The organism is Rhodococcus sp. LW-XY12, assembly GCF_019317345.1.
In the GTDB taxonomy this organism is placed as follows: Bacteria; Actinomycetota; Actinomycetes; order Mycobacteriales; family Mycobacteriaceae; genus Rhodococcus; species Rhodococcus pyridinivorans.
The window spans coordinates 1839656-1858852 of the sequence record NZ_CP079225.1 but is presented as its reverse complement, the minus strand read 5'-3'; the positions used below and the strand labels follow the sequence as shown (position 1 = coordinate 1858852).

Below are 19197 nucleotides of genomic sequence, written 5' to 3'. Positions count from 1 at the left end.
CTCGGTTCCTCCCCTTCACCGCCGGTGGCGCATCGACCACCGCCGGCGACGAACGTTCCAGGCGGGCACGTCCCGCATCCCGCCCGATCCCGGCCAGTGGGACCTGTCCCGTGGGTGGACCACCCACCACCCGAGACTAGAATGAATACTAATTCCGGCGCGGTGCACTGACGAACCGCCGCAATCGAACAGGAGACGTTCCATGGGTGAATCCGTAAGTCTGGCCGGGCGCGCGGCGGTTGTGACCGGCGCCGGGGCCGGTCTGGGCCGCGCCGAAGCCCTCGCCCTCGCCGACGCAGGCGCCGCAGTCGTCGTCAACGACATGGGCGATGCGGCGCACGAGGTGGCAGAGGAAATCGTCGCGTCGGGAGGTCAGGCCATCGCCGTCGCCGGCGACGTGTCCGACTGGTCCCTCGGCGGCCGTCTGGTCGACGAATCCGTCAAGGCGTTCGGATCCTTCGACATCCTGGTCAACAACGCGGGCATCATCCGCGACAAGATGATCTTCAACCTGACCGAGTCCGACTGGGACGACGTGATCCGAGTCCATCTCAAGGGCCACGCCGCCACCTCCCACGCCGCGGCGGTGCACTGGCGTCAGGCGAGCAAGGCCGCGGGCGGACCGGTCTACGGCCGCGTCGTCAATACGTCGTCGGAGGCTTTCCTCTTCGGTTCCGCAGGACAACCGAACTATTCCGCCGCAAAGGCAGGCATCACGGCACTGACACTGTCCACGGCCCAGGGCCTGGCCCGCTACGGCGTCACTGCGAACGCGATCTGCCCCCGTGCACGCACCGCGATGACCGCGGAGGCTTTCGGTAATGCCGACGCCACGACAAGCGGACTCGATCCGCTGGCGCCCGAGCGCGTGGCCACCCTCGTGCGTTACCTCGCCTCACCGGCGTCGTCGGAGATCACCGGTCAGGTGTTCGTGGTGTACGGCAAGATGGTCGCGCTCATGGCCGCACCCACCGTCGAGAACCGATTCGACGCCGCCGGTTCGGCATTCACGGTCGAGGAACTCGACGAGCAGCTCTCGTCGTACTTCACCGGCCGCGGCCCGTACGAGACCTACGCCGCCTACAGCATCGCGGAACTCGAGAAGGCCGCGCTGGCCGTCGACTGATCGCTTGACACCGGACCCACGAAGGGAGCACGCCATGAGGCTTGCAGACAAGGTTGCGATCGTCACCGGTGGTGCCGGAGGGATCGGGCGCGGCATCGTCAGAGCATTCGTGGACGAGGGTGCCCGCGTCCTGTTCGTCGACATCGACCGGCCCGCGGGTGAAGCCCTCGAAGCCGAGGTCGGCGAAGCCGGGAGATTCCTGTACGCGGACATCTCCGACGAGTCGAGCGCCGAGACGATCGTCGCGGCCGCCGTCGAGCATTTCGGAAAGCTCGACGTGCTCGTCAACAACGCGCACGCGTCCCAGCAGGCGCCACTGCTCGAGACCACACAGGAGATGCTCGACCTGTCGTTCGGCACGGGCTTCTATCCGACCTTCCGATTGATGAAGGCAGCGCACGCCCAGCTCGCCGCGAACAAGGGGTCGGTGATCAACTTCGCGTCGGGAGCCGGGATCGAAGGGAGCGCCACGCAGAGTTCGTACGCCGCTGCGAAGGAAGCGATCCGGGCGATCAGCCGGGTCGCGGCGAACGAATGGGCCGCGGAGGACATCAATGTCAACGTCATCTCGCCTCTGGCACTGACCGAGGGCGTCGAGGCGTACATCGCGGCCAACCCCGGCGTCGAGGAGGCGCTACTGGCGAAGACCCCGATGCACCGCTTCGGTGACCCGCAGGCCGATATCGGCCGTGTCGCGGTCTTTCTGGCCAGTGAGGATGCGTCCTACATGACGGGCCAGACACTCATGGTCGACGGCGGGACCATCACACTGCGCTGATCCACCGACGGACCGGATTCGACCGCCAAAGACGACGAGCGCCTCGGCACTTTCGTGCCGAGGCGCTCGTGCAGTTCCGAAGGGTCTTCGGAATCAGGCGGTCTTGTCGCGCCGTTCCCGATCGGTCTTGCGCGGCACGATCGTCGGAAGGACGTTGTCGTTGACGGTCTCGGCGGTGACCACGACCTTGGCGACGTCGTCGCGGCTGGGGATGTCGTACATCACGGGCAGGAGCACCTCCTCCATGATGGCGCGGAGCCCGCGGGCGCCGGTGCCACGGAGGATCGCCTGGTCGGCGATCGCTTCGAGTCCGTCCTGGGAGAACTCGAGTTCGACGCCGTCCATCTCGAACAGGCGCACGTACTGCTTGACCAGAGCGTTCTTCGGCTCCGACAGGATCTGGACGAGTGATTCCTTGTCGAGATTGGTCACCGACGCGAGGATCGGCAGACGACCGATGAACTCCGGGATCAGGCCGAACTTGATGAGGTCCTCGGGCATGACGTCGGCGAAGTGGTCGGTGGTGTCGATTTCGGCCTTCGACCGAACCTCGGCGCCGAAGCCGATGCCGCGCTTGCCGACGCGGTCGGAGACGATCTTCTCGAGACCCGCGAATGCACCCGCCACGATGAACAGCACGTTCGTGGTGTCGATCTGGATGAACTCCTGGTGCGGATGCTTGCGACCACCCTGCGGCGGGACGGATGCCTGGGTGCCTTCGAGGATCTTCAGCAGCGCCTGCTGCACGCCCTCGCCCGACACGTCGCGAGTGATCGACGGGTTCTCGCTCTTGCGGGCGATCTTGTCGACCTCGTCGATGTAGATGATGCCGGTCTCGGCGCGCTTGACGTCGTAGTCGGCGGCCTGGATGAGCTTGAGGAGGATGTTCTCGACGTCCTCACCGACGTAGCCGGCCTCCGTCAGTGCGGTGGCGTCGGCGATGGCGAAGGGCACGTTGAGCATTTTCGCGAGCGTCTGCGCGAGGTAGGTCTTGCCACAACCGGTGGGGCCGAGAAGCAGGATGTTGGACTTCGCGAGTTCGACCGTCTCACCGCGGGAGTCGCGGCCCTTGTCGCCGGCCTGGATGCGCTTGTAGTGGTTGTAGACCGCCACGGCCAGCGTGCGCTTGGCGTCGTCCTGGCCGATCACGTAGTTGTCGAGGAAGTCGCGGATCTCGGCCGGCTTGGGCAGCTCGTCGAGCTTGACCTCGCTGGTCTCGGCCAGCTCCTCCTCGATGATCTCGTTGCAGAGATCGATGCACTCGTCGCAGATGTAGACACCGGGGCCCGCAATGAGCTTCTTGACCTGCTTCTGGCTCTTTCCGCAGAAGGAGCACTTGAGCAGATCTCCGCCGTCACCGATACGTGCCATCAGTCAGGTCCCTACTTCCTCGTGTGCGTGCAACCGGTCCCGCAACCACCACACGGGGCGGTCCCGGGGAGCGGGCCCTTTGATCGACCGTACCCGGATGTCGGCGCGCAGGTCGACCGGTTCTGCGCGTTTCCGGTCATATTTGTACACCACAACATGTGTCGGCGATCACAGTCCCGGCGTCGGTGGTTCCGGAAGGCACCGTGCCTTCCGGAACCGCCTGCGACGTTCTACTTCTGGGCCGAGAGCTTGCGGTACTCGAGGACCCGGTCGATCAGACCGTATTCGACGGCCTGCTCCGCCGTGAGGATCTTGTCCCGATCGGTGTCCTTGCGGATCTGCTCGGGATCCTTACCGGTGTGCTTCGAGAGCGTGTTCTCCATGAGGGTACGCATGCGCTCGATCTCGGCGGCCTGGATCTCGAGGTCGGAGACCTGTCCCTGGATGCCACCCGTCGCGGGCTGGTGGATGAGCACGCGAGCGTTGGGCAGCGCCAGACGCTTGCCGGGAGTGCCGGCGGCGAGCAGGACGGCCGCGGCGGATGCCGCCTGCCCGAGGCACACCGTGGTGATGTCGGCGCGGACGTACTGCATGGTGTCGTAGATCGCCATGAGCGAGGTGAACGAACCACCCGGCGAGTTGATGTACATGGTGATGTCGCGGTCGGGATCGAGCGACTCGAGCACCAGCAGCTGGGCCATCACGTCGTTGGCGGACGCGTCGTCGACCTGGACGCCGAGGAAGATGATGCGCTCTTCGAACAGCTTGTTGTACGGGTTGGATTCCTTGACGCCGTAGCTCGAGTGCTCGATGAACGACGGGAGGATGTAGCGGCTCGCGGGCGAGGCAGGAGCGGCGCCGCCGAGCTGGCGCGGATCGAACATGTTGGTCATCGCTTCTCCAAGAATTCGGTGGTGTGAGGGCAGATCGGGCCGGGACCTAGTTGGCGGTGCCGCCGGCCTGCTGCGCCCGGGAGACGACGTGGTCGACGAAGCCGTATTCGAGCGCCTGCTGCGCCGTGAACCAGCGGTCGCGGTCGGAGTCCTTGGTGATCTGCTCCACCGACTGGCCCGTGTGCTCCGCGATGAGCTCGGCCATCTCTCGCTTGGTGTGTGCGAACTGCTCCGCCATGATCGCGATGTCGCTCGCCGTACCACCGATGCCTGCGGACGGCTGGTGCATCATGATCCGCGCATGCGGGAGTGCGTAACGCTTGCCCTTGGTACCGGCGGAGAGCAGGAACTGACCCATCGAGGCGGCGAGACCCATCGCGAAGGTCGCGACATCGCACTCGACGAACTTCATCGTGTCGTAGATCGCCATACCGGCGGTGACCGAACCGCCCGGTGAGTTGATGTACAGGGAGATGTCGCGGGTGGGGTCCTCGGCCGACAGCAGAAGGATCTGCGCGCACAGTTTGTTCGCGATGTCGTCGTCGACCTGGGTGCCCAGGAAGATGATGCGCTCGCGGAGCAGGCGTTCGTACACCGAGTCGCTGAGGTTCAGCCCAGCAGTGGCCGAGGTCATCGCGGGACCGATGGATGTCGCCGGATTCTGAGGAGTCACGGGTACCTGCCTTCTCGTCGATCGTGGGTTGCTGACACTGACACTAACGAAACGGGGCGGCACCGGATGCCCGGTGCCGCCCCTCTTCGCTGAAAGCGGAAATTCGTGGCCCCTGGGGTTTCGAATCTCCGCGGGTCGTCCGACTACTCGGAGGCCGAGTCCTCGGTGGTCTCCGCCTCGGCGTTCTCGCCCTCGGTGTCATCGTCCTTCTTGGTGCCGAACAGCTCGGCGGTGTCGACGGTCGCACCCGTGGTGTCGGTCACGTTGGCGCGATCGACGACGGTGCCGAGTGCCTTGCCGCGGCGGACGTCGGCGAAGACGGCACCTAGCTGGTTGGCCTGGCTGATCTGCTGGATGAACTGCTCCGGCGGGATGCCGTAGCGCTGCGCCTGGAAGAAGATGCGCTCGGTCAGCTCCTGCTGCTCGACCGTGGTGTTCTCCGCCTCGGCGATCGCGTCGAGGAGCAGCTGGGTCTTCACCGAACGCTCGGCGGACTCGCGTGCTTCCTTGTCGAACTCCTCGCGGCTCGAACCCTGGGCCTCGAGCAGCTCGTTCAGCTTGGTCTCGTCGTGATCGAGCTCGTGGATCGCGTCGTGCAGCGCGCTGTCGACCTCGGCCTGGACGGCAGCCTCGGGAACCGGGATGTCGACGGTCTCGAGGAGAACCTCGAGGACCTTGTCGCGGATCTGGCCGGCCTGCTCGACCTGCTTGACGCGCTGGACGCGCTCGCGGAGGTCGGCCTCGAGCTCGCCGATGGTGTCGAACTCGCTCGCGAGCTGCGCGAACTCGTCGTCGGCCTCGGGCAGCTCGCGCTGCTTGACGGTGTTGACCTTGACGGTGACGACGGCTTCCTTACCGGCGTACTCGCCGGCGACCAGCGTGGAGGTGAACTCCTTCGACTCGCCGGCGGACAGGCCGATGATCGCCTCGTCGAGTCCGTCGATGAGCTGGCCGGAGCCGACCTCGTGCGACAGGCCCTCGGTGGCGGCCTCTGGAACCTCGTTGCCGTCGACCGTCGCGGACAGGTCGATGGAGACGAAGTCGCCGTCCTGCACCGGACGCTCGACACCCGTCAGGGTGCCGAAGCGCTGACGCAGCGACAGAAGCTGCTCGGCGATGTCCTCGTCGGTGATCTCGACGGGATCGACGGTGACGGCGATCTCGGAGAAATCGGGGAGGGTGATCTCGGGACGCACGTCGACCTCGGCGGTGAACGCCAGCTCGACGTTGTCCTCGAGCTTGGTGACGTCGATCTCGGGCTGGCTGATGACCTTGACGTCGTTCGCGGTCACGGCTTCGCTGTAGCGGCTCTGGATGGCCTCGTTGATGACCTGGTCCAGGACGGCTCCGCGGCCGACGCGGGCCTCGAGGATCTTGCGAGGTGCCTTACCGGGGCGGAAGCCCGGGATGCGGACCTGGCCGGCGAGGGCCTTGAAAGCGCGGTCGAAATCAGGCTGGAGCTCCTCGAAGGGCACCTCAACATTGATACGGACTCGCGTCGGGCTCAGCTGCTCGACGGTGCTCTTCACGGACATGCTCCTTCTGTCGTGCTCTCTTGTCGGTCGTTCGTGTCACTACTGAGCGCGCTGACGCTGTTCGATCTGGTCGGGATGACAGGATTCGAACCTGCGACCCTCCGCTCCCAAAGCGGATGCGCTACCAAGCTGCGCCACATCCCGGTCGTGAAGGCACCGCATCCGACCGCGGGACCCATCGCAGAATCCTACGGCCCCCCGATTATGAAATCCAAAGCGAGGTCCGGTACAGTCTCATCTCGCAAGCCGCAGCACCGGTCGACACCGGCACTGCAGGCGCAACGGGGATGTAGCTCAATGGTAGAGCCCCAGTCTTCCAAACTGGCTACGCGGGTTCGATTCCCGTCATCCCCTCCACGGAGGAAGCCCGCCGGGTGCACACAGCACCGGCGGGCTTCGTCGTTCCGGACCGTCCCGTCCGGCCCAGCCCATCCGCATTCCGACGACCGCACGAACCACCGTGTCGTGATCCTTCGTCGCGTCCCTCCAGCGGACGCGACCGCGAACGGGTGGGGCGTCGTCGGATGACACCGTAGGGGGTGTGGAGGGACCGACCCCGCCCCACCTCCGGTCGGTCCCTCTCCACCATCGAATGCCGTTCTCCGGTGTGAAATCCGAGTATCGTCGTCTCACCCCCGTAGGTCAGCGGTCGGTAGAGAAGGCGCCGGCGTCAACGACGGCGCCGGCTGTACCGACGGCGCCTCGCTATGCAGGGAAGCAACGATGCCTCGGCGCCACAGACCGACTCCGGACATGCCCCCGACCCCCGCTCCGACCGTCGGCGTCGAGGAGGAGTTCTTCCTCGTCGACCCGACCTCCGAACGGCTGACCGCGAGCAACGACCTCGTCGTGGCCGCAGCCGCCCGGCTCGGACTCGACATGGACTACGAGCTCAAACGCATCCAGGTCGAGGTGAACACACCGGTCTGCCGCAGCTCGGCCGAGTTGCGCGCGCGTATCGTCGAGGGCCGGACCGTCGCAGCCGCGGCCGCGCGGGAGGCGCACGCGGGTCTGCTCGCGTCGGGTGTGTCGCCCACGCTCCAGAAGCTCGCGTCCGTGACGGATGTGCCGCGCTACCGGACGATGGCCGAGCGGTACGGACGTCTCGCCGAGGAGCAGGAGGTCTGCGGCTGCCACGTCCACGTCGGTGTCGCCGACCGCGAAACCGCCGTCCTGGTGTGCAATCACGTCCGGGTGTGGTTGCCCACCCTGCTGGCCGCGACGGCCAACTCGCCCATCCATCGGGGCCGCGACACCGGGTACGCCAGTTGGCGGGCGATCATGGCCTCCCGGTGGCCGTGCGCGGGTCCTCCCCCGCGGTTCACGTCGGCGGAGCACTACGACGCGATCGTCGCCATGATGATCGAGAGCGGCAACATCCTCGATCCGGGCATGATCTATTGGGACGTGCGTCCCTCGGCGCACCTGCCCACCGTCGAGATCCGGGTGAGCGACGTGCCGGCGACCGTCGACGAGACTGTTCTCCTGGCGATGCTCGTCCGCGCGCTCGTCGCCACCGCCGAACGAGAGGTCCGGGCGGGCATCACTGCTCCCCCGGTCGCCGACGAGGTCGTCCACGCCGCGTACCTGTGCGCTGCTCGCGAGGGGCCGACCGGACGTGCCGTCGACGTGTTCACCGGGCGGCCCACCACCGCGCAGCAGTCCTTCCGCGCCTTCCTCCGGTACATCGGCCCCCGACTCGAGGAGGCCGGCGACCGCCGGTGCGCGGTGGCGATGTGGGAGGCGAGCCTCGCCCGCGGCACCGGGGCGATGCTGCAGCGACGCGCGTTCGCCCGCCGTCACGCCGTCGCCGACGTCGTCGACGCGCTCCACCGGGCGTTCGTCGCCGGACCGCAGACCCCTCCACTGTCCGGCGGAGCCCATCCCACCCCGGACGTCCCCGCGCTCTGATCCCGCGACCTGCCGTTTGGAGCGCCTTCCCTCGGGTATTCGCGACCACACGAGCCAGGACGAGAGAGCACGCATGCGCGCGATGGTCTATCGCGGCCCCTATCGGGTCCGCGTCGAAGAGAAGGACATTCCCCGGATCGAGCACCCCAACGACGCCATCGTGCGCGTCGAGTTGGCGGCGATCTGCGGTTCCGACCTGCACCTCTACCACGGGATGATGCCCGACACCCGCGTCGGTACGACCTTCGGTCACGAGTTCGTCGGGGTGGTCCACGAGGTCGGGCCGTCGGTGCAGAACCTGAAACCCGGCGACCGGGTCATGGTCCCGTTCAACGTCTTCTGCGGGTCGTGCTTCTTCTGCGCGCGCGGCCTGTACTCCAACTGCCACAACGTCAACCCCAACGCCACCGCGGTCGGCGGCATCTACGGCTACTCGCACACCTGCGGCGGCTACGACGGCGGCCAGGCCGAGTTCGTGCGGGTGCCGTTCGCCGACGTCGGCCCAACGATCGTGCCCGACTGGATGGACGGCGAGGACGCCCTGATGCTCACCGACGCCCTCGCGACCGGCTACTTCGGTGCACAGCTGGGTGACATCGTCGAGGGCGACACGGTCGTGGTCTTCGGCGCCGGACCGGTGGGCCTGTACGCGGCGAAGTCCGCCTGGTTCATGGGTGCCGGCCGGGTCATCGTGATCGACCACCTCGAGTACCGGCTGGAGAAGGCCCGGACCTTCGCTCACGCCGAGACCTACAACTTCGCGGAGTACGACGACATCATCGTCCACCTGAAGAAGATCACCGGTCATCTCGGAGCGGACGTCGCCATCGATGCGGTCGGGGCGGAGGCCGACGGCAACTTCCTGCAGCACGTCACGGCCGCCAAATTGAAGATGCAAGGTGGCTCGCCGGTCGCGCTGAACTGGGCCATCGACGGTGTCCGCAAGGGCGGCACCGTCTCGGTGGTGGGCGCCTACGGCCCGATCTTCAGTGCCGTGAAGTTCGGCGACGCACTCAACAAGGGGCTGACCTTGCGGATGAACCAGTGCCCCGTCAAACGTCAGTGGCCCCGTCTGTTCGAGCACGTCCGCAACGGCTATCTGAAGCCGAACGACATCGTCACGCACCGTGTCCCGCTCGAACACATCCCCGAGGCCTACCACATGTTCTCGTCGAAGCTCGACAGGTGCATCAAGCCGATCATCGTCGCCGACGGAAGTTGAGGAGGATCCGCCATGGCCTACACCGCAGACAAGCCCGAACCCCCGGAGACCCCCGACCAACTGCGCGCCCGCATCCCCGGATGGGGAGTCGACCTGGATCCTCGCGATCGGCCCTCGGTGCCGAAGGAACGCTTCGCACCTGAGACGACCGGCGCGCACTGGGACTTCGCCGAACGCCAGCCCGGGTACGAGACCCGCGAACGCTCGATCGAGCATGCCTTCGTCACCCCGGTCTTCGGCACCACGGCGCCGCTGAAGGGACTGTCCGGCGTCGTGCGCAGGCACGCCTACCGCCGCTACAGCGAAGGCCGCGCCGCGCACTGGTTGCTCCTGATCGGCGCCGACCGCATCGACGTTGCCGAGAGCCGGGTCCGGGCCCTGATGCAGGGCCGTCCCGACAATCCCGTGACCGAGAGCGGGATCCGGTCGGAGATCACCGCGCACGGCGGGGCGTCGAGGCGGCGGAGTTCGCGGGCCGACGTCAACCACCAGTGGCTCGATCCGTTCGTCTCCGGCGCACCGTGGATCGCCGCAGCGGATCTGGGCGCAGCGGTGGTGGTACGCCGGAAAGGGCGCTCACGGAGGTGAGAACCGGCACGTGGGGAGATCCCGAATCCAGCAACGACGTGTCACCTTTTCGACTCGATAGTGCAAAGCGAGAGTCAAGCAGGGGTGTGCGTCGTTCACGATATGAGACCGTCCCTCTTGTGAAGGACACCTCCGACGACCTCCCCCGGGCCCTCTCTCCCGGCTCCTCCGTCGTCGCCGCGGTCCTTCTCGATGCCACCCCCGACTGGGATCGGGTCGCCGCCGTGCTCGCGCCCGGCAACCACGAGTCGCCCAGTTTCCGGCACCGGGTGGTGGAACTGCCGTTCGGGCTCGATCCGCCGCGCCGCGCCGGGCATCCCGACTCGGATCCGCCGTGGCATCTCGAGCGGGTCGCCCTGCCCGCCCCGACGACTTTCGAGGAGGTACTCGCCTACGCCCGCACGGCCCCCGACCCCTCGGGTCTCCGGCACCCGCGCTGGGAACTGACCTTGCTCGACGGCCTCGGCGGTGGCCAGTCGGCGCTGGTGATCCGGCTCCGGCATCTCGGCTCGGCACCCTCACCCGGTCAGTCCGAGTCCATGTTGTCGTGGGCGAGATCGGTGTCCGAACAGGGCGTCGAGTCGTTCCGCACCGCGGCGCACATGTTCACCTCGCTGGGCACCGGATTGATCAACGCCCTGCTCGGACGCACCGGCGACCACGAGGAGCCCGCACCCCGCGCGCCGCGACTGCACGTACTCGACGCGGATCTCGCCGCCCTGCGTCACGCCTGCGAACGCGCCGGCTGCCGCGTGTCGAGCGGGTTCTCCACTGCGATGCTCCTCGCGTGCAGCGAGTACCGGCGGCGGCACGGCCGCTCGATCGACGATCTGCGTGTCGTCGTCCCCGGGCCGGACGGCGGGGCGGTGCCTATGGCACCCGAGGACGAGGCGGACATCCACGCGATGGACACGGTCGATCTCATGCGACGCATCGACATCTCGTTCCCGTCCTCCGCCGGAGCACACTCCGACATCGCCGTCGGTCCGCGGGACGTGGTGGTGTCCACGCTCCCCGGTTCCCACGCGCCGCTCTACGTCGGCGGCGCGAAGATCGAGCGGTACTACGGCTTCGGTGCGGCCGACGGCGCGATGATGACCGCGTCGGCGATGTCCTATCGCGACACCTGCTGCATGGGCCTGGCGGTGGACCCCACGGTCGTCCCCAACCGCGATTCGTTCGATTCGTGCCTGCAGGAAGGGATGCGCGCGGTCCTCGGGGAGTGACTCCCCGCGTCGGTACGCTGGAGGACAGGACCCTCCCCCACCGGAAGGATCGGCCCGTGGAACTTCTGCTCATCCTCGCCGCCGTCGGTGCCGTGGTGTACTTCGTCTCCCGCTCCCAGAAGAGCACCACCCGTCACCGCACCGTCACCCTCGACGACGCCAAGGCCGACGCACGGCAGGCGATCGAGCGTCTCGGCGGCCAGATCTACAACCTGACCGGCACCGACGACGCCTCGCGTCAGGCGCTGGCGGACGCCTCCGAGCGCTTCACCGCCGCCGGCTCCCAGATCGAGCAGGCGAACTCGCCGATGCAGGCGCGTCTCGCGAAACAGACCGCGCTCGAAGGTCTGTACTACATCCGAGCTGCGCGCCTGGCGATGGGCATGGACCCGGGGCCGGAGATCCCAACGCTCGACGGACAGAAGTCCGCCGGCGAGGTCACCGAGAAGCGCACCGTCGACTTCGAGGGCCGCACCATCGCCGCGTCGCCGTCACCGTCCTCCGCGACGCCGAACTACTACCCCGGCGGCCGCGTCGCGGGCCGGCCTGTCCCTGCGGGCTGGTATTCGGAGCCGTGGTGGAAGCCCGCCCTGGTCGCGGGCGCGTGGGGCGTCGGCTCGATGCTGCTCTTCTCGACGATGTTCGCCGGGATGGCCGGTGTCCCCTACGACGCGCAGGCATTCGAATCCGGTGTCGGTGATCCGTCGGCGGAGACAGGTGCCGGCGACGACTTCGGCGGTGGTGACGAGTACGGCGGGGGCGACGAGTACGGAGGCGGTGACGACTTCGGTGGCGGAGACGGCGGCGGATTCGATTTCGGGGGCTTCGATTTCTGAGTCGGATCTGCTGAGTCGGGTCAGCTGAGTCGGGTCAGCTCGGCTGACAGACCGGGCACCAGAACAGGTTCCGCGCCTGCATGACCGAGTGCAGAACGGGAGTCCCGCAGATCCGGCAGGGTTCGCCGGCACGGCGGTAGACGTACGTCCGGGGCCTGTTCTTGGCGTAGGCCGGTGCGCCGTGGTCGTGTTCGGGTCGCACGACGTGCATGCGCCCGTGCTCCACACCGACGTTCATCAGTTCGACGAGGTCGGCCCAGATCGCGTCGAACTCTCTGCGGGACAGCTTGTTTCCCGGACGTTCCGGATGGATGCCGTGACGGAAGAGCACTTCTGCGCGGTAGACGTTGCCGACGCCGGCGATGACGGCCTGGTTCATGAGCAACGCGCCGATCGCGGTGCGTGATCTGCCGATACGGCGCCATGCCCGCTCGGGATCGGCGTCGGGTCGCAGCGGGTCTGGACCGAGCCGGACCTCGATCGCCTCGACCTCGCCGGGGGTGAGCACCTCGCACGCCGCCGGACCACGCAGGTCGCTGCCGTGGCGCGCGCCGATCATCCGCATCCGCACCTGTCCGACCGGTTCGCCGAGCGGCAACTCGCGGTCGGTGAACTCACCGTAGATACCGAGGTGCACGTGGACGGCGAGACCGCCCTCGTAGTGGTGGAAGAGATGCTTGCCCCACGCGTCCGCGTGGGTCAGGACGCGCCCGTCCACGGCGGCGGCACCGTCGGCGAACCGCCCCTGCGGACTGGACACCCGCACCGGCGCACCCGAGTACCACTCGTGGTGCAGCCGGGCAAGCCGGTGCAGGATGTGTCCTTCGGGCACGGATCAGGCAGGTGCGCCGGGAACTGCCGGAGCCTCGCCGGTCTTCTCGTACTCGGCGAGGATGTCGATACGGCGCTGGTGACGCTCCTCGTTCGACCACTCGGTCGACAGGAAGGCGTCGACGATCGCGAGGGTCTCCTCGAGGCTGTGCATGCGGCCACCGATGCCGATGAGCTGCGCGTTGTTGTGCTCGCGCGCAAGCTTGGCGGTGTCGACGCTCCAGGCGAGGGCGCAGCGCGCACCTCGCACCTTGTTGGCGGCGATCTGCTCGCCGTTACCGCTGCCACCGAGCACGATACCGAGGCTGCCCTCGTCGGCGACGGTGCGCCGAGCAGCCTCGATGCAGAAGGCCGGGTAGTCGTCGAGGGCGTCGTACTCGAACGCACCGCAGTCGATCGGCTCATGGCCGTTCTTCTTCAGGTGCTCGATGATCTCATTCTTCCGTTCGAAGCCCGCGTGGTCGGCTCCCAGGTAAACGCGCATGGGCCGAGTCTAACGAGACTCGTCCGCTCGCCCGCACGCGCCGTTCGCCGTGCGAGGGGCGGGTCGGAGCACACCCCGCCGGGGCGGGTCAGAGGGCACCACGCCGGGGGCGGGTCAGAGGGCACCGTAGCGCGGCGGGTGGGTGCCGCTGGCAGTCCGGGAGGCCGCGAGCCGTGATGCATCACGGTAGTCCGCGCCCGACCCGAAGCCGAGAATCGAATTCGGAGTGAGCACAAGTCTGTACGGCGGAGCGTTGCGACCTTCGGTCCCGAGCGTGGCGAACCCCGCCCCGGCAGGTCAGCGGCGCATCGCCCAGACCTTCGGGCCGCCGTCCGGCAGCTCCACGACACCGGTAACGACGAATCCGAGACGTTCGTAGAGCGCGACGTTCGCCTCCGAGGAGGTCTCCAGACAGGCCGCGACCCCCTGCCGCTCGGCCGCGCGAAGTCCTGGTTCGAGGACGGCCCGTCCCAGGCCGCGCCCCTGCGAGGCGGGATCGACGCCCACCGTGGCCAGGAACCACCCTGGCTCGCTCGGTTGCAGTTCCGCGGTGGCCTGCTCGGCCAGTTCGGCGGCGCGGGCACGATCACCCCGCAGCTCCGTCACCCGATCGGAGACGGACGTGAACGCCTCGTCGAGTCCGGTGGAGCCGGGCGTCGTCCAGACGGCCACGGCGTCGACGTCGTCGGAGACCCATACCTCGCCGCAGCGCATGCCGATCTCGGCGAGGAAGAGCCCTTGGAGGTCGCGGACCCGGGTCTCGTGGTCCCGGCCGTCGACGGTGTAGCGGGTGAACGGATAGTCGCGGAACGCTCGTCCGAGCGTTGCCGTCGCCTTCTCGACATCGTGCACCGTCGCCGGCCGGACCACATGATCGTTCGACACGCCGTTGCACTCTACCGAGCGCCACGGCGGTGCCCGGTCAGGAGAAGTCGGGCTCCTCGTCGCGGCTGCGCTTGAGCTCGAAGAAGTGCGGGTAGGACGCGAGGGCAACCACACCGTCCCATACCTTGCCGGCCTCTTCCCCGCGCGGGATCTTCGACAGGACGGGCCCGAAGAAGGCGATGCCGTTGACATGGATCGTCGGGGTACCGACGTCCTGGCCCACCTTGTCCATGCCGGCGTGATGGCTCGTGCGCAGAGCCTCGTCGTAGGCGTCGCTGTCGGCGGCCTCGGCCAGCGAGGCGTCGAGGTCGAGTTCGGCGAGCGACGCGGCGATCACGTCCGCGAAGTCCTTGTTGCCCTCGTTGTGGATGCGGGTGCCCATCGCCGTGTACAGCGGGGAGAGGATGTCGTCGCCGTACTTCTGCGCCGCAGCGATCGCGACGCGCACCGGGCCCCAGGCTTTCGTCATCAGCTCGGCGTACTCCTCCGGCAGGTCGCGCCCCTCGTTCAGCACGGCCAGGCTCATGACGTGGAAACGCGCCTCGATGTCGCGCACCTTCGTGACCTCGAGGATCCAGCGCGAGGTGATCCAGCACCACGGGCACAACGGATCGAACCAGAAGTCGGCGATGTCCTTGCCGGTCGAGGACGCGGCGGTCAGGTCGCTCAAGAGATCTCCTCACAAGAGTTCGTACGGGCCGGACAACTACAAGCATGTTCAACACGGCCCCGTCGACGATTCTTCCTGAACCGGGCCGTAGTGCGGGCGGTAGCCGTAACGTCGGAGCCGGGAAGCAGGTCCGGCACGCATCACAGCGGAGGCACCACGATGTCGGGTGAGGAAACGTTTCTGATCGTCGGCGCGGGTCTGGCCGGCGCCAAACTGGCAGAGGAACTGCGCGCCCGCGACTTTCCCGGGCGCATCCTGCTCATCGGCGCGGAGGAGCACCTGCCCTATGAGCGACCGCCGTTGTCGAAGGACTACTTCGCCGGACGCAAGCAACTCACCGACTTCACGGTGCACGACGGCGACTGGTACCGCGACCACCGCGTCGAACTGCTGCTCGGCACGAGGGTCACCGCGATCGATCCGGCCGCCCACACGGTGACGCTGCCCGACGGGTCGACGCTCCACTACGACAAGCTCGCGCTCGCCACGGGCTCGACGCCCCGCACGGTCCCGATTCCCGGAGCCGACGCCGAACGCGTGTACGTCATGCGCACCATCGAGGACTCCGATGCGCTGCTCACCGCGATCCAGGGCGAGACCGACCACGCGGGATGGCTGGCCGTCATCGGCGCGGGATGGATCGGCATGGAGATCGCCGCGAACGCCCGCGACCGGGGCGCGGGCGTGGTGGTCGCGGAGACCGCGAAGCAACCCCTGTCCGGTGCCCTCGGCGAGGAGATGGGTGCGGTGTTCGCCGACCTGCACCGCGCGCACGGTGTCGATCTGCGGACGAACACCTCGGTGCGCGAGATCGTCGCCTACGACGGTCGCGCGAGCGGCATCCGGTTCGGCGACGACAGTGTGGTGCCCGCCGACGCCGTGCTCGTCGCGGTCGGGGCGCGCCCGAACATCGAGCTGGCCCGCGACGCCGGACTCGCGGTGGACGACGGCGTGCTCGTCGACGCATCGCTGCGGACGAGCGACCCGGACATCGTCGCTGTCGGCGACATCGCGTCGGCGGAGCATCCGCTGCTCGGCACCCGTGTGCGCGTCGAACACTGGGCGAACGCCCTGAACCAGCCGGCCGTCGCGGCCGCGACGATGCTCGGACGTGAGGCGACCTACGACCGGCTCCCCTATTTCTTCACCGACCAGTACGACCTCGGCATGGAGTATGTCGGGCTCGCGCCCCGCGACGCGCGGGTGGTCACCCGCGGCGACGTGCCGGGAAGGCAGTTCCTCGCGTTCTGGCTCGACGACGAGCAGCGGGTCCGGGCGGGGATGAACGTCAACATCTGGGATGCCGGGGACGACCTCCGCGCACTCATCGCCTCCGGGCGGCCCGTCGACGTCGGCCGGCTGACGGACACCACGGTGCCGTTGTCCGACGTCGCTCCGTGAGGGTTCGCCGATCATGATGGGATGGACGCCGACCGACATTCCGTCGTGAGAAGGAGTTCTCCCGTGGCACCACCGAATCTGACCCGCGAGCAGGCCGCCGAACGGGCCGCGATCCTGTCCGTCGACAACTACAGCATCGAACTGGATCTCACCGACGGTGCCGGCGCGCCGGGCACCACGACCTTCCGATCGGTGACCACCGTGCGATTCGACGCGACCGAGGGAGCCTCGACGTTCATCGACCTCATCGCGAAGACCGTGCATTCGGCGACCCTCAACGGCGACCCCGTCGACGTGTCCGGATACTCCGAGGAGACCGGCATCGCCCTTACCGGGCTCGCCGCTCACAACGAACTCGTCGTCGACGCCGACTGCCTGTACACGAACACCGGCGAGGGCCTGCACCGGTTCGTCGACCCCACCGACGACGCGGTGTACCTGTACTCGCAGTTCGAAACGGCCGACGCCAAGCGGATGTTCGCGTGCTTCGACCAGCCCGATCTCAAGGCCACCTTCGACCTGCAGGTCACCGCGCCGCAGGACTGGGCCGTGATCTCCAACGCCGACACCGTACAGACGGCGGCCGCGCAGCCGGGTCTGCACATCTTCCGCACCACCCCGCGGATGAGCACCTATCTCGTCGCGCTCATCGCCGGTCCGTATGCCGTGTGGTCCGACGAGTACACCGACGAGCACGGCACCATCCCGCTGCGCATCTTCTGCCGAGCGTCGCTCGCGGAGTACATGGACGCCGACCGGCTGTTCACCGAGACCAAACAGGGCTTCGGCTTCTACCACGCCAACTTCGGGATCCCCTACGCCTTCGGCAAGTACGACCAGCTGTTCGTGCCCGAGTTCAACGCCGGGGCGATGGAGAACGCCGGAGCGGTGACCTTCCTGGAGGACTACGTCTTCCGGTCCAAGGTCACCCGCTACTCCTACGAGCGCCGCGCCGAGACCGTCCTGCACGAGATGGCGCACATGTGGTTCGGCGACCTCGTCACCATGCGCTGGTGGGACGACCTGTGGCTCAACGAGTCGTTCGCGACGTTCGCGTCGGTGCTGTGCCAGGCCTCGGCCACCGAGTACACCAACGCGTGGACGACCTTCGCGAACGTCGAGAAGTCGTGGGCCTACCGGCAGGACCAGCTGCCGTCGACGCACCCGATCGCCGCCGACATCCCCGACCTCGCCGCGGTCGAGGTCAACTTCGACGGCATCACCTACGCCAAGGGCGCGTCGGTGCTCAAGCAGCTCGTCGCCTATGTGGGGCAGGAGCCCTTCCTCGCCGGTCTGCGCGAGTACTTCCGCGACCACGCCTACGGCAACGCCACCTTCGACGACCTGCTCGCCGCGCTGGAGAAGGCCTCCGGCCGCGACCTGTCGGACTGGGGTGCCCAGTGGCTCAAGACCACCGGCCTGAACATCCTGCGACCGGACTTCGAGGTCGACGACCAGGGACACTTCACGCGTTTCGCGGTGGTGCAGGAAGGTGCCCAGCCCGGCGCCGGTGAGTTCCGCGTGCACCGCCTCGCGATCGGTGTGTACGACGACGACGGCTCCGGCAAGCTCGTCCGCACGCACCGCGTGGAGATCGACGTCGACGCCGCCGAGCGCACCGAGGTCCCCGATCTGGTGGGCGTGCCGCGCGGCGCGTTCGTCCTCGTCAACGACGACGACCTGACGTACTGCTCGGTGCGGCTCGACGAGGAGTCGCTCGCGACCGTCATAGACCGGGTCGGCGACATCGCCGAGTCGCTGCCGCGCACCCTGGTGTGGTCGGCGGCGTGGGAGATGACCCGTCAGGCCGAGATGAAGGCGCGCGATTTCGTCGCCCTCGTGCAGCGCGGTATCGCCGCCGAGACCGAGGTCGGTGTCGTCCAGCGTCTGCTCATGCAGGCGCACACCGCGCTGGAGAGCTACGCCGACCCGTCCTGGGCCGCGGAGCAGGGCCGGGCGGACTTCGCCAACCGTCTGCTCGAGCTCGCCCGCGAGTCCGTCGCCGGCTCCGACCATCAGCTCGCGTTCGTCAACGCGCTGACCACCGCGTACCTGTCGCCCTGGCACACCGAGGTGCTCGAGGAGCTGCTGGGCGCCGATCCGGCGACGGTCGGCCTGCCCGGGCTGACGGTCGACACCGATCTGCGCTGGCGGATCGTCCAGGCGCTCGCCGCGGCGGGTGAGGTCGACGCCGAGGGCGTGGAGTCGCCGTTCATCGACGCGGAGGCCGAACGCGACCCGACGGCCGCGGGTGCCCGCCAGGCGGCGGCCGCCCGCGCGGCCCGTCCGCAGGAGGCCGTCAAGGAGCAGGTGTGGCAGACCGTCGTGCACGACGACAGCGTCCCGAACATCACGGCGCGCGCCGTGATCGGCGGTTTCGCCCCGGCCGGTCAGGGCGAATTGCTCGAGCCGTACGTCGCGCGGTACTTCGCGGAGGTGCCGGGAGTGTGGGAGCGTCGTTCGAGCGAGGTCGCGCAGACCGTCGTGATCGGGCTCTACCCGTCGTGGTCGATCAGTGAGCAGTCGGTGGCTGCGGCAGACGAGTTCCTCGCCGGCGACCATCCGCCGGCGCTGCGCCGGCTCGTCGTCGAGGGTCGTGCCGGGGTCGTGCGCTCGTTGAAGGCACGCGCGTTCGACGCGTCCTGACGCGCCGACCTTACCGAACGACCGTGGGCGGTGCCCACATGGGACGCCCACATGAGACGACTGTGGCCCGCCGCCTCTCCTTCGCGGAGTGGCAGCGGGCCACAGATGGTCGTGGGCTCCG

The 19197-nt window shown here is 68.0% G+C and carries 17 protein-coding genes and 2 tRNA genes; 10 read left to right on the top strand and 9 right to left on the bottom strand.

The genetic code is table 11. From position 1 onward, the window contains the following. Positions 1-202 precede the first annotated feature (202 nt). Complete coding sequence (locus tag KXC42_RS08750; RefSeq protein ID WP_219130205.1) at positions 203-1126, top strand: 3-oxoacyl-ACP reductase; 924 nt, start codon at positions 203-205, stop codon at positions 1124-1126. 34 nt (positions 1127-1160) lie between these two features. Next, a complete protein-coding gene (locus KXC42_RS08745; RefSeq protein ID WP_219130204.1) occupies positions 1161-1904 on the top strand; it encodes an SDR family NAD(P)-dependent oxidoreductase in 744 nt (247 codons plus the stop codon). A gap of 93 nt (positions 1905-1997) precedes the next feature. On the opposite strand, the gene clpX is transcribed toward KXC42_RS08745, so the two are convergent. The 5 genes from clpX to KXC42_RS08720 form a co-directional block, all read right to left on the bottom strand. Then, entirely contained in the window at positions 1998-3275 is a 1278-nt protein-coding gene (gene clpX / locus KXC42_RS08740) for an ATP-dependent Clp protease ATP-binding subunit ClpX (protein ID WP_006551142.1), read from the bottom strand. Between the two features lie 230 nt (positions 3276-3505). Then, positions 3506-4168 (bottom strand): ATP-dependent Clp protease proteolytic subunit, encoded by a 663-nt coding sequence (locus KXC42_RS08735; protein WP_016691867.1) that lies wholly within the window; start codon positions 4166-4168, stop codon positions 3506-3508. A gap of 46 nt (positions 4169-4214) precedes the next feature. Further along, positions 4215-4841 carry an ATP-dependent Clp protease proteolytic subunit gene (locus KXC42_RS08730; protein ID WP_016691866.1) on the bottom strand — a complete coding sequence of 209 codons (627 nt, stop codon included), beginning with the start codon at positions 4839-4841 and terminating at the stop codon, positions 4215-4217. A 143-nt stretch (positions 4842-4984) separates the two neighbouring features. After that, positions 4985-6370 carry a trigger factor gene (tig, locus tag KXC42_RS08725; protein ID WP_373922195.1) on the bottom strand — a complete coding sequence of 462 codons (1386 nt, stop codon included), beginning with the start codon at positions 6368-6370 and terminating at the stop codon, positions 4985-4987. A 73-nt stretch (positions 6371-6443) separates the two neighbouring features. Beyond that, positions 6444-6520: transfer RNA gene (locus KXC42_RS08720), tRNA-Pro, on the bottom strand. Between the two features lie 139 nt (positions 6521-6659). Here KXC42_RS08720 and KXC42_RS08715 point away from each other — a divergent pair. From KXC42_RS08715 to KXC42_RS08690, 6 genes are all read left to right on the top strand, one after another. After that, positions 6660-6733, top strand: a tRNA-Gly gene (locus KXC42_RS08715). 396 nt (positions 6734-7129) lie between these two features. Beyond that, positions 7130-8287, top strand: a complete 1158-nt coding sequence (locus KXC42_RS08710; protein WP_219130202.1) for a glutamate--cysteine ligase — start codon at positions 7130-7132, stop codon at positions 8285-8287. Between the two features lie 73 nt (positions 8288-8360). Continuing rightward, positions 8361-9509, top strand: coding sequence for a zinc-dependent alcohol dehydrogenase (locus KXC42_RS08705; RefSeq protein ID WP_217579914.1), 1149 nt, complete (start codon positions 8361-8363; stop codon positions 9507-9509). 12 nt (positions 9510-9521) lie between these two features. Further along, a complete protein-coding gene (locus KXC42_RS08700) occupies positions 9522-10097 on the top strand; it encodes a hypothetical protein (protein ID WP_219130201.1) in 576 nt (191 codons plus the stop codon). A gap of 119 nt (positions 10098-10216) precedes the next feature. Continuing rightward, positions 10217-11323 carry a wax ester/triacylglycerol synthase domain-containing protein gene (locus KXC42_RS08695; RefSeq protein ID WP_219130200.1) on the top strand — a complete coding sequence of 369 codons (1107 nt, stop codon included), beginning with the start codon at positions 10217-10219 and terminating at the stop codon, positions 11321-11323. 56 nt (positions 11324-11379) lie between these two features. Next, the gene (locus KXC42_RS08690) at positions 11380-12159 is read left to right on the top strand and encodes a hypothetical protein (protein ID WP_033096453.1); all 780 of its coding nucleotides are present in this window, start codon (positions 11380-11382) and stop codon (positions 12157-12159) included. Between the two features lie 34 nt (positions 12160-12193). Here the strand turns inward: KXC42_RS08690 and KXC42_RS08685 are convergent, their stop codons facing one another. The 4 genes from KXC42_RS08685 to KXC42_RS08670 all read right to left on the bottom strand — a co-directional run bounded on the left by KXC42_RS08685 (position 12194) and on the right by KXC42_RS08670 (position 15029). Continuing rightward, complete coding sequence (locus KXC42_RS08685) at positions 12194-12991, bottom strand: Fpg/Nei family DNA glycosylase (protein WP_219130199.1); 798 nt, start codon at positions 12989-12991, stop codon at positions 12194-12196. 3 nt (positions 12992-12994) lie between these two features. Beyond that, on the bottom strand, positions 12995-13474 hold the full coding sequence (locus tag KXC42_RS08680; RefSeq protein ID WP_006551133.1) for a ribose-5-phosphate isomerase: 480 nt from the start codon (positions 13472-13474) through the stop codon (positions 12995-12997). Positions 13475-13771: 297 nt separating this feature from the next. Continuing rightward, positions 13772-14359 (bottom strand): GNAT family N-acetyltransferase, encoded by a 588-nt coding sequence (locus KXC42_RS08675; RefSeq protein WP_039957962.1) that lies wholly within the window; start codon positions 14357-14359, stop codon positions 13772-13774. 37 nt (positions 14360-14396) lie between these two features. Next, complete coding sequence (locus KXC42_RS08670) at positions 14397-15029, bottom strand: DsbA family protein (RefSeq protein ID WP_006551131.1); 633 nt, start codon at positions 15027-15029, stop codon at positions 14397-14399. A 159-nt stretch (positions 15030-15188) separates the two neighbouring features. Between KXC42_RS08670 and KXC42_RS08665 the strand changes: the two genes are divergently transcribed. Then, entirely contained in the window at positions 15189-16430 is a 1242-nt protein-coding gene (locus KXC42_RS08665; protein ID WP_219130198.1) for an NAD(P)/FAD-dependent oxidoreductase, read from the top strand. Between the two features lie 63 nt (positions 16431-16493). Continuing rightward, positions 16494-19076, top strand: a complete 2583-nt coding sequence (gene pepN / locus KXC42_RS08660; RefSeq protein WP_019289038.1) for an aminopeptidase N — start codon at positions 16494-16496, stop codon at positions 19074-19076. Positions 19077-19197: the final 121 nt, after the last annotated feature.

What these genes read in the sequence shown, in the direction of transcription:
- KXC42_RS08700 (WP_219130201.1), top strand. Translation starts at nt 9,522, where the DNA reads ATGGCCTACACCGCAGACAAGCCCGAACCCCCGGAGACCCCCGACCAA.
- KXC42_RS08680 (WP_006551133.1), bottom strand. Translation starts at nt 13,474, where the DNA reads ATGCGCGTTTACCTGGGAGCCGACCACGCGGGCTTCGAACGGAAGAAT.
- KXC42_RS08705 (WP_217579914.1), top strand. Translation starts at nt 8,361, where the DNA reads ATGCGCGCGATGGTCTATCGCGGCCCCTATCGGGTCCGCGTCGAAGAG.
- clpX (WP_006551142.1), bottom strand. Translation starts at nt 3,275, where the DNA reads ATGGCACGTATCGGTGACGGCGGAGATCTGCTCAAGTGCTCCTTCTGC.
- KXC42_RS08710 (WP_219130202.1), top strand. Translation starts at nt 7,130, where the DNA reads ATGCCCCCGACCCCCGCTCCGACCGTCGGCGTCGAGGAGGAGTTCTTC.
- KXC42_RS08665 (WP_219130198.1), top strand. Translation starts at nt 15,189, where the DNA reads ATGTCGGGTGAGGAAACGTTTCTGATCGTCGGCGCGGGTCTGGCCGGC.
- KXC42_RS08735 (WP_016691867.1), bottom strand. Translation starts at nt 4,168, where the DNA reads ATGACCAACATGTTCGATCCGCGCCAGCTCGGCGGCGCCGCTCCTGCC.
- KXC42_RS08745 (WP_219130204.1), top strand. Translation starts at nt 1,161, where the DNA reads ATGAGGCTTGCAGACAAGGTTGCGATCGTCACCGGTGGTGCCGGAGGG.
- KXC42_RS08750 (WP_219130205.1), top strand. Translation starts at nt 203, where the DNA reads ATGGGTGAATCCGTAAGTCTGGCCGGGCGCGCGGCGGTTGTGACCGGC.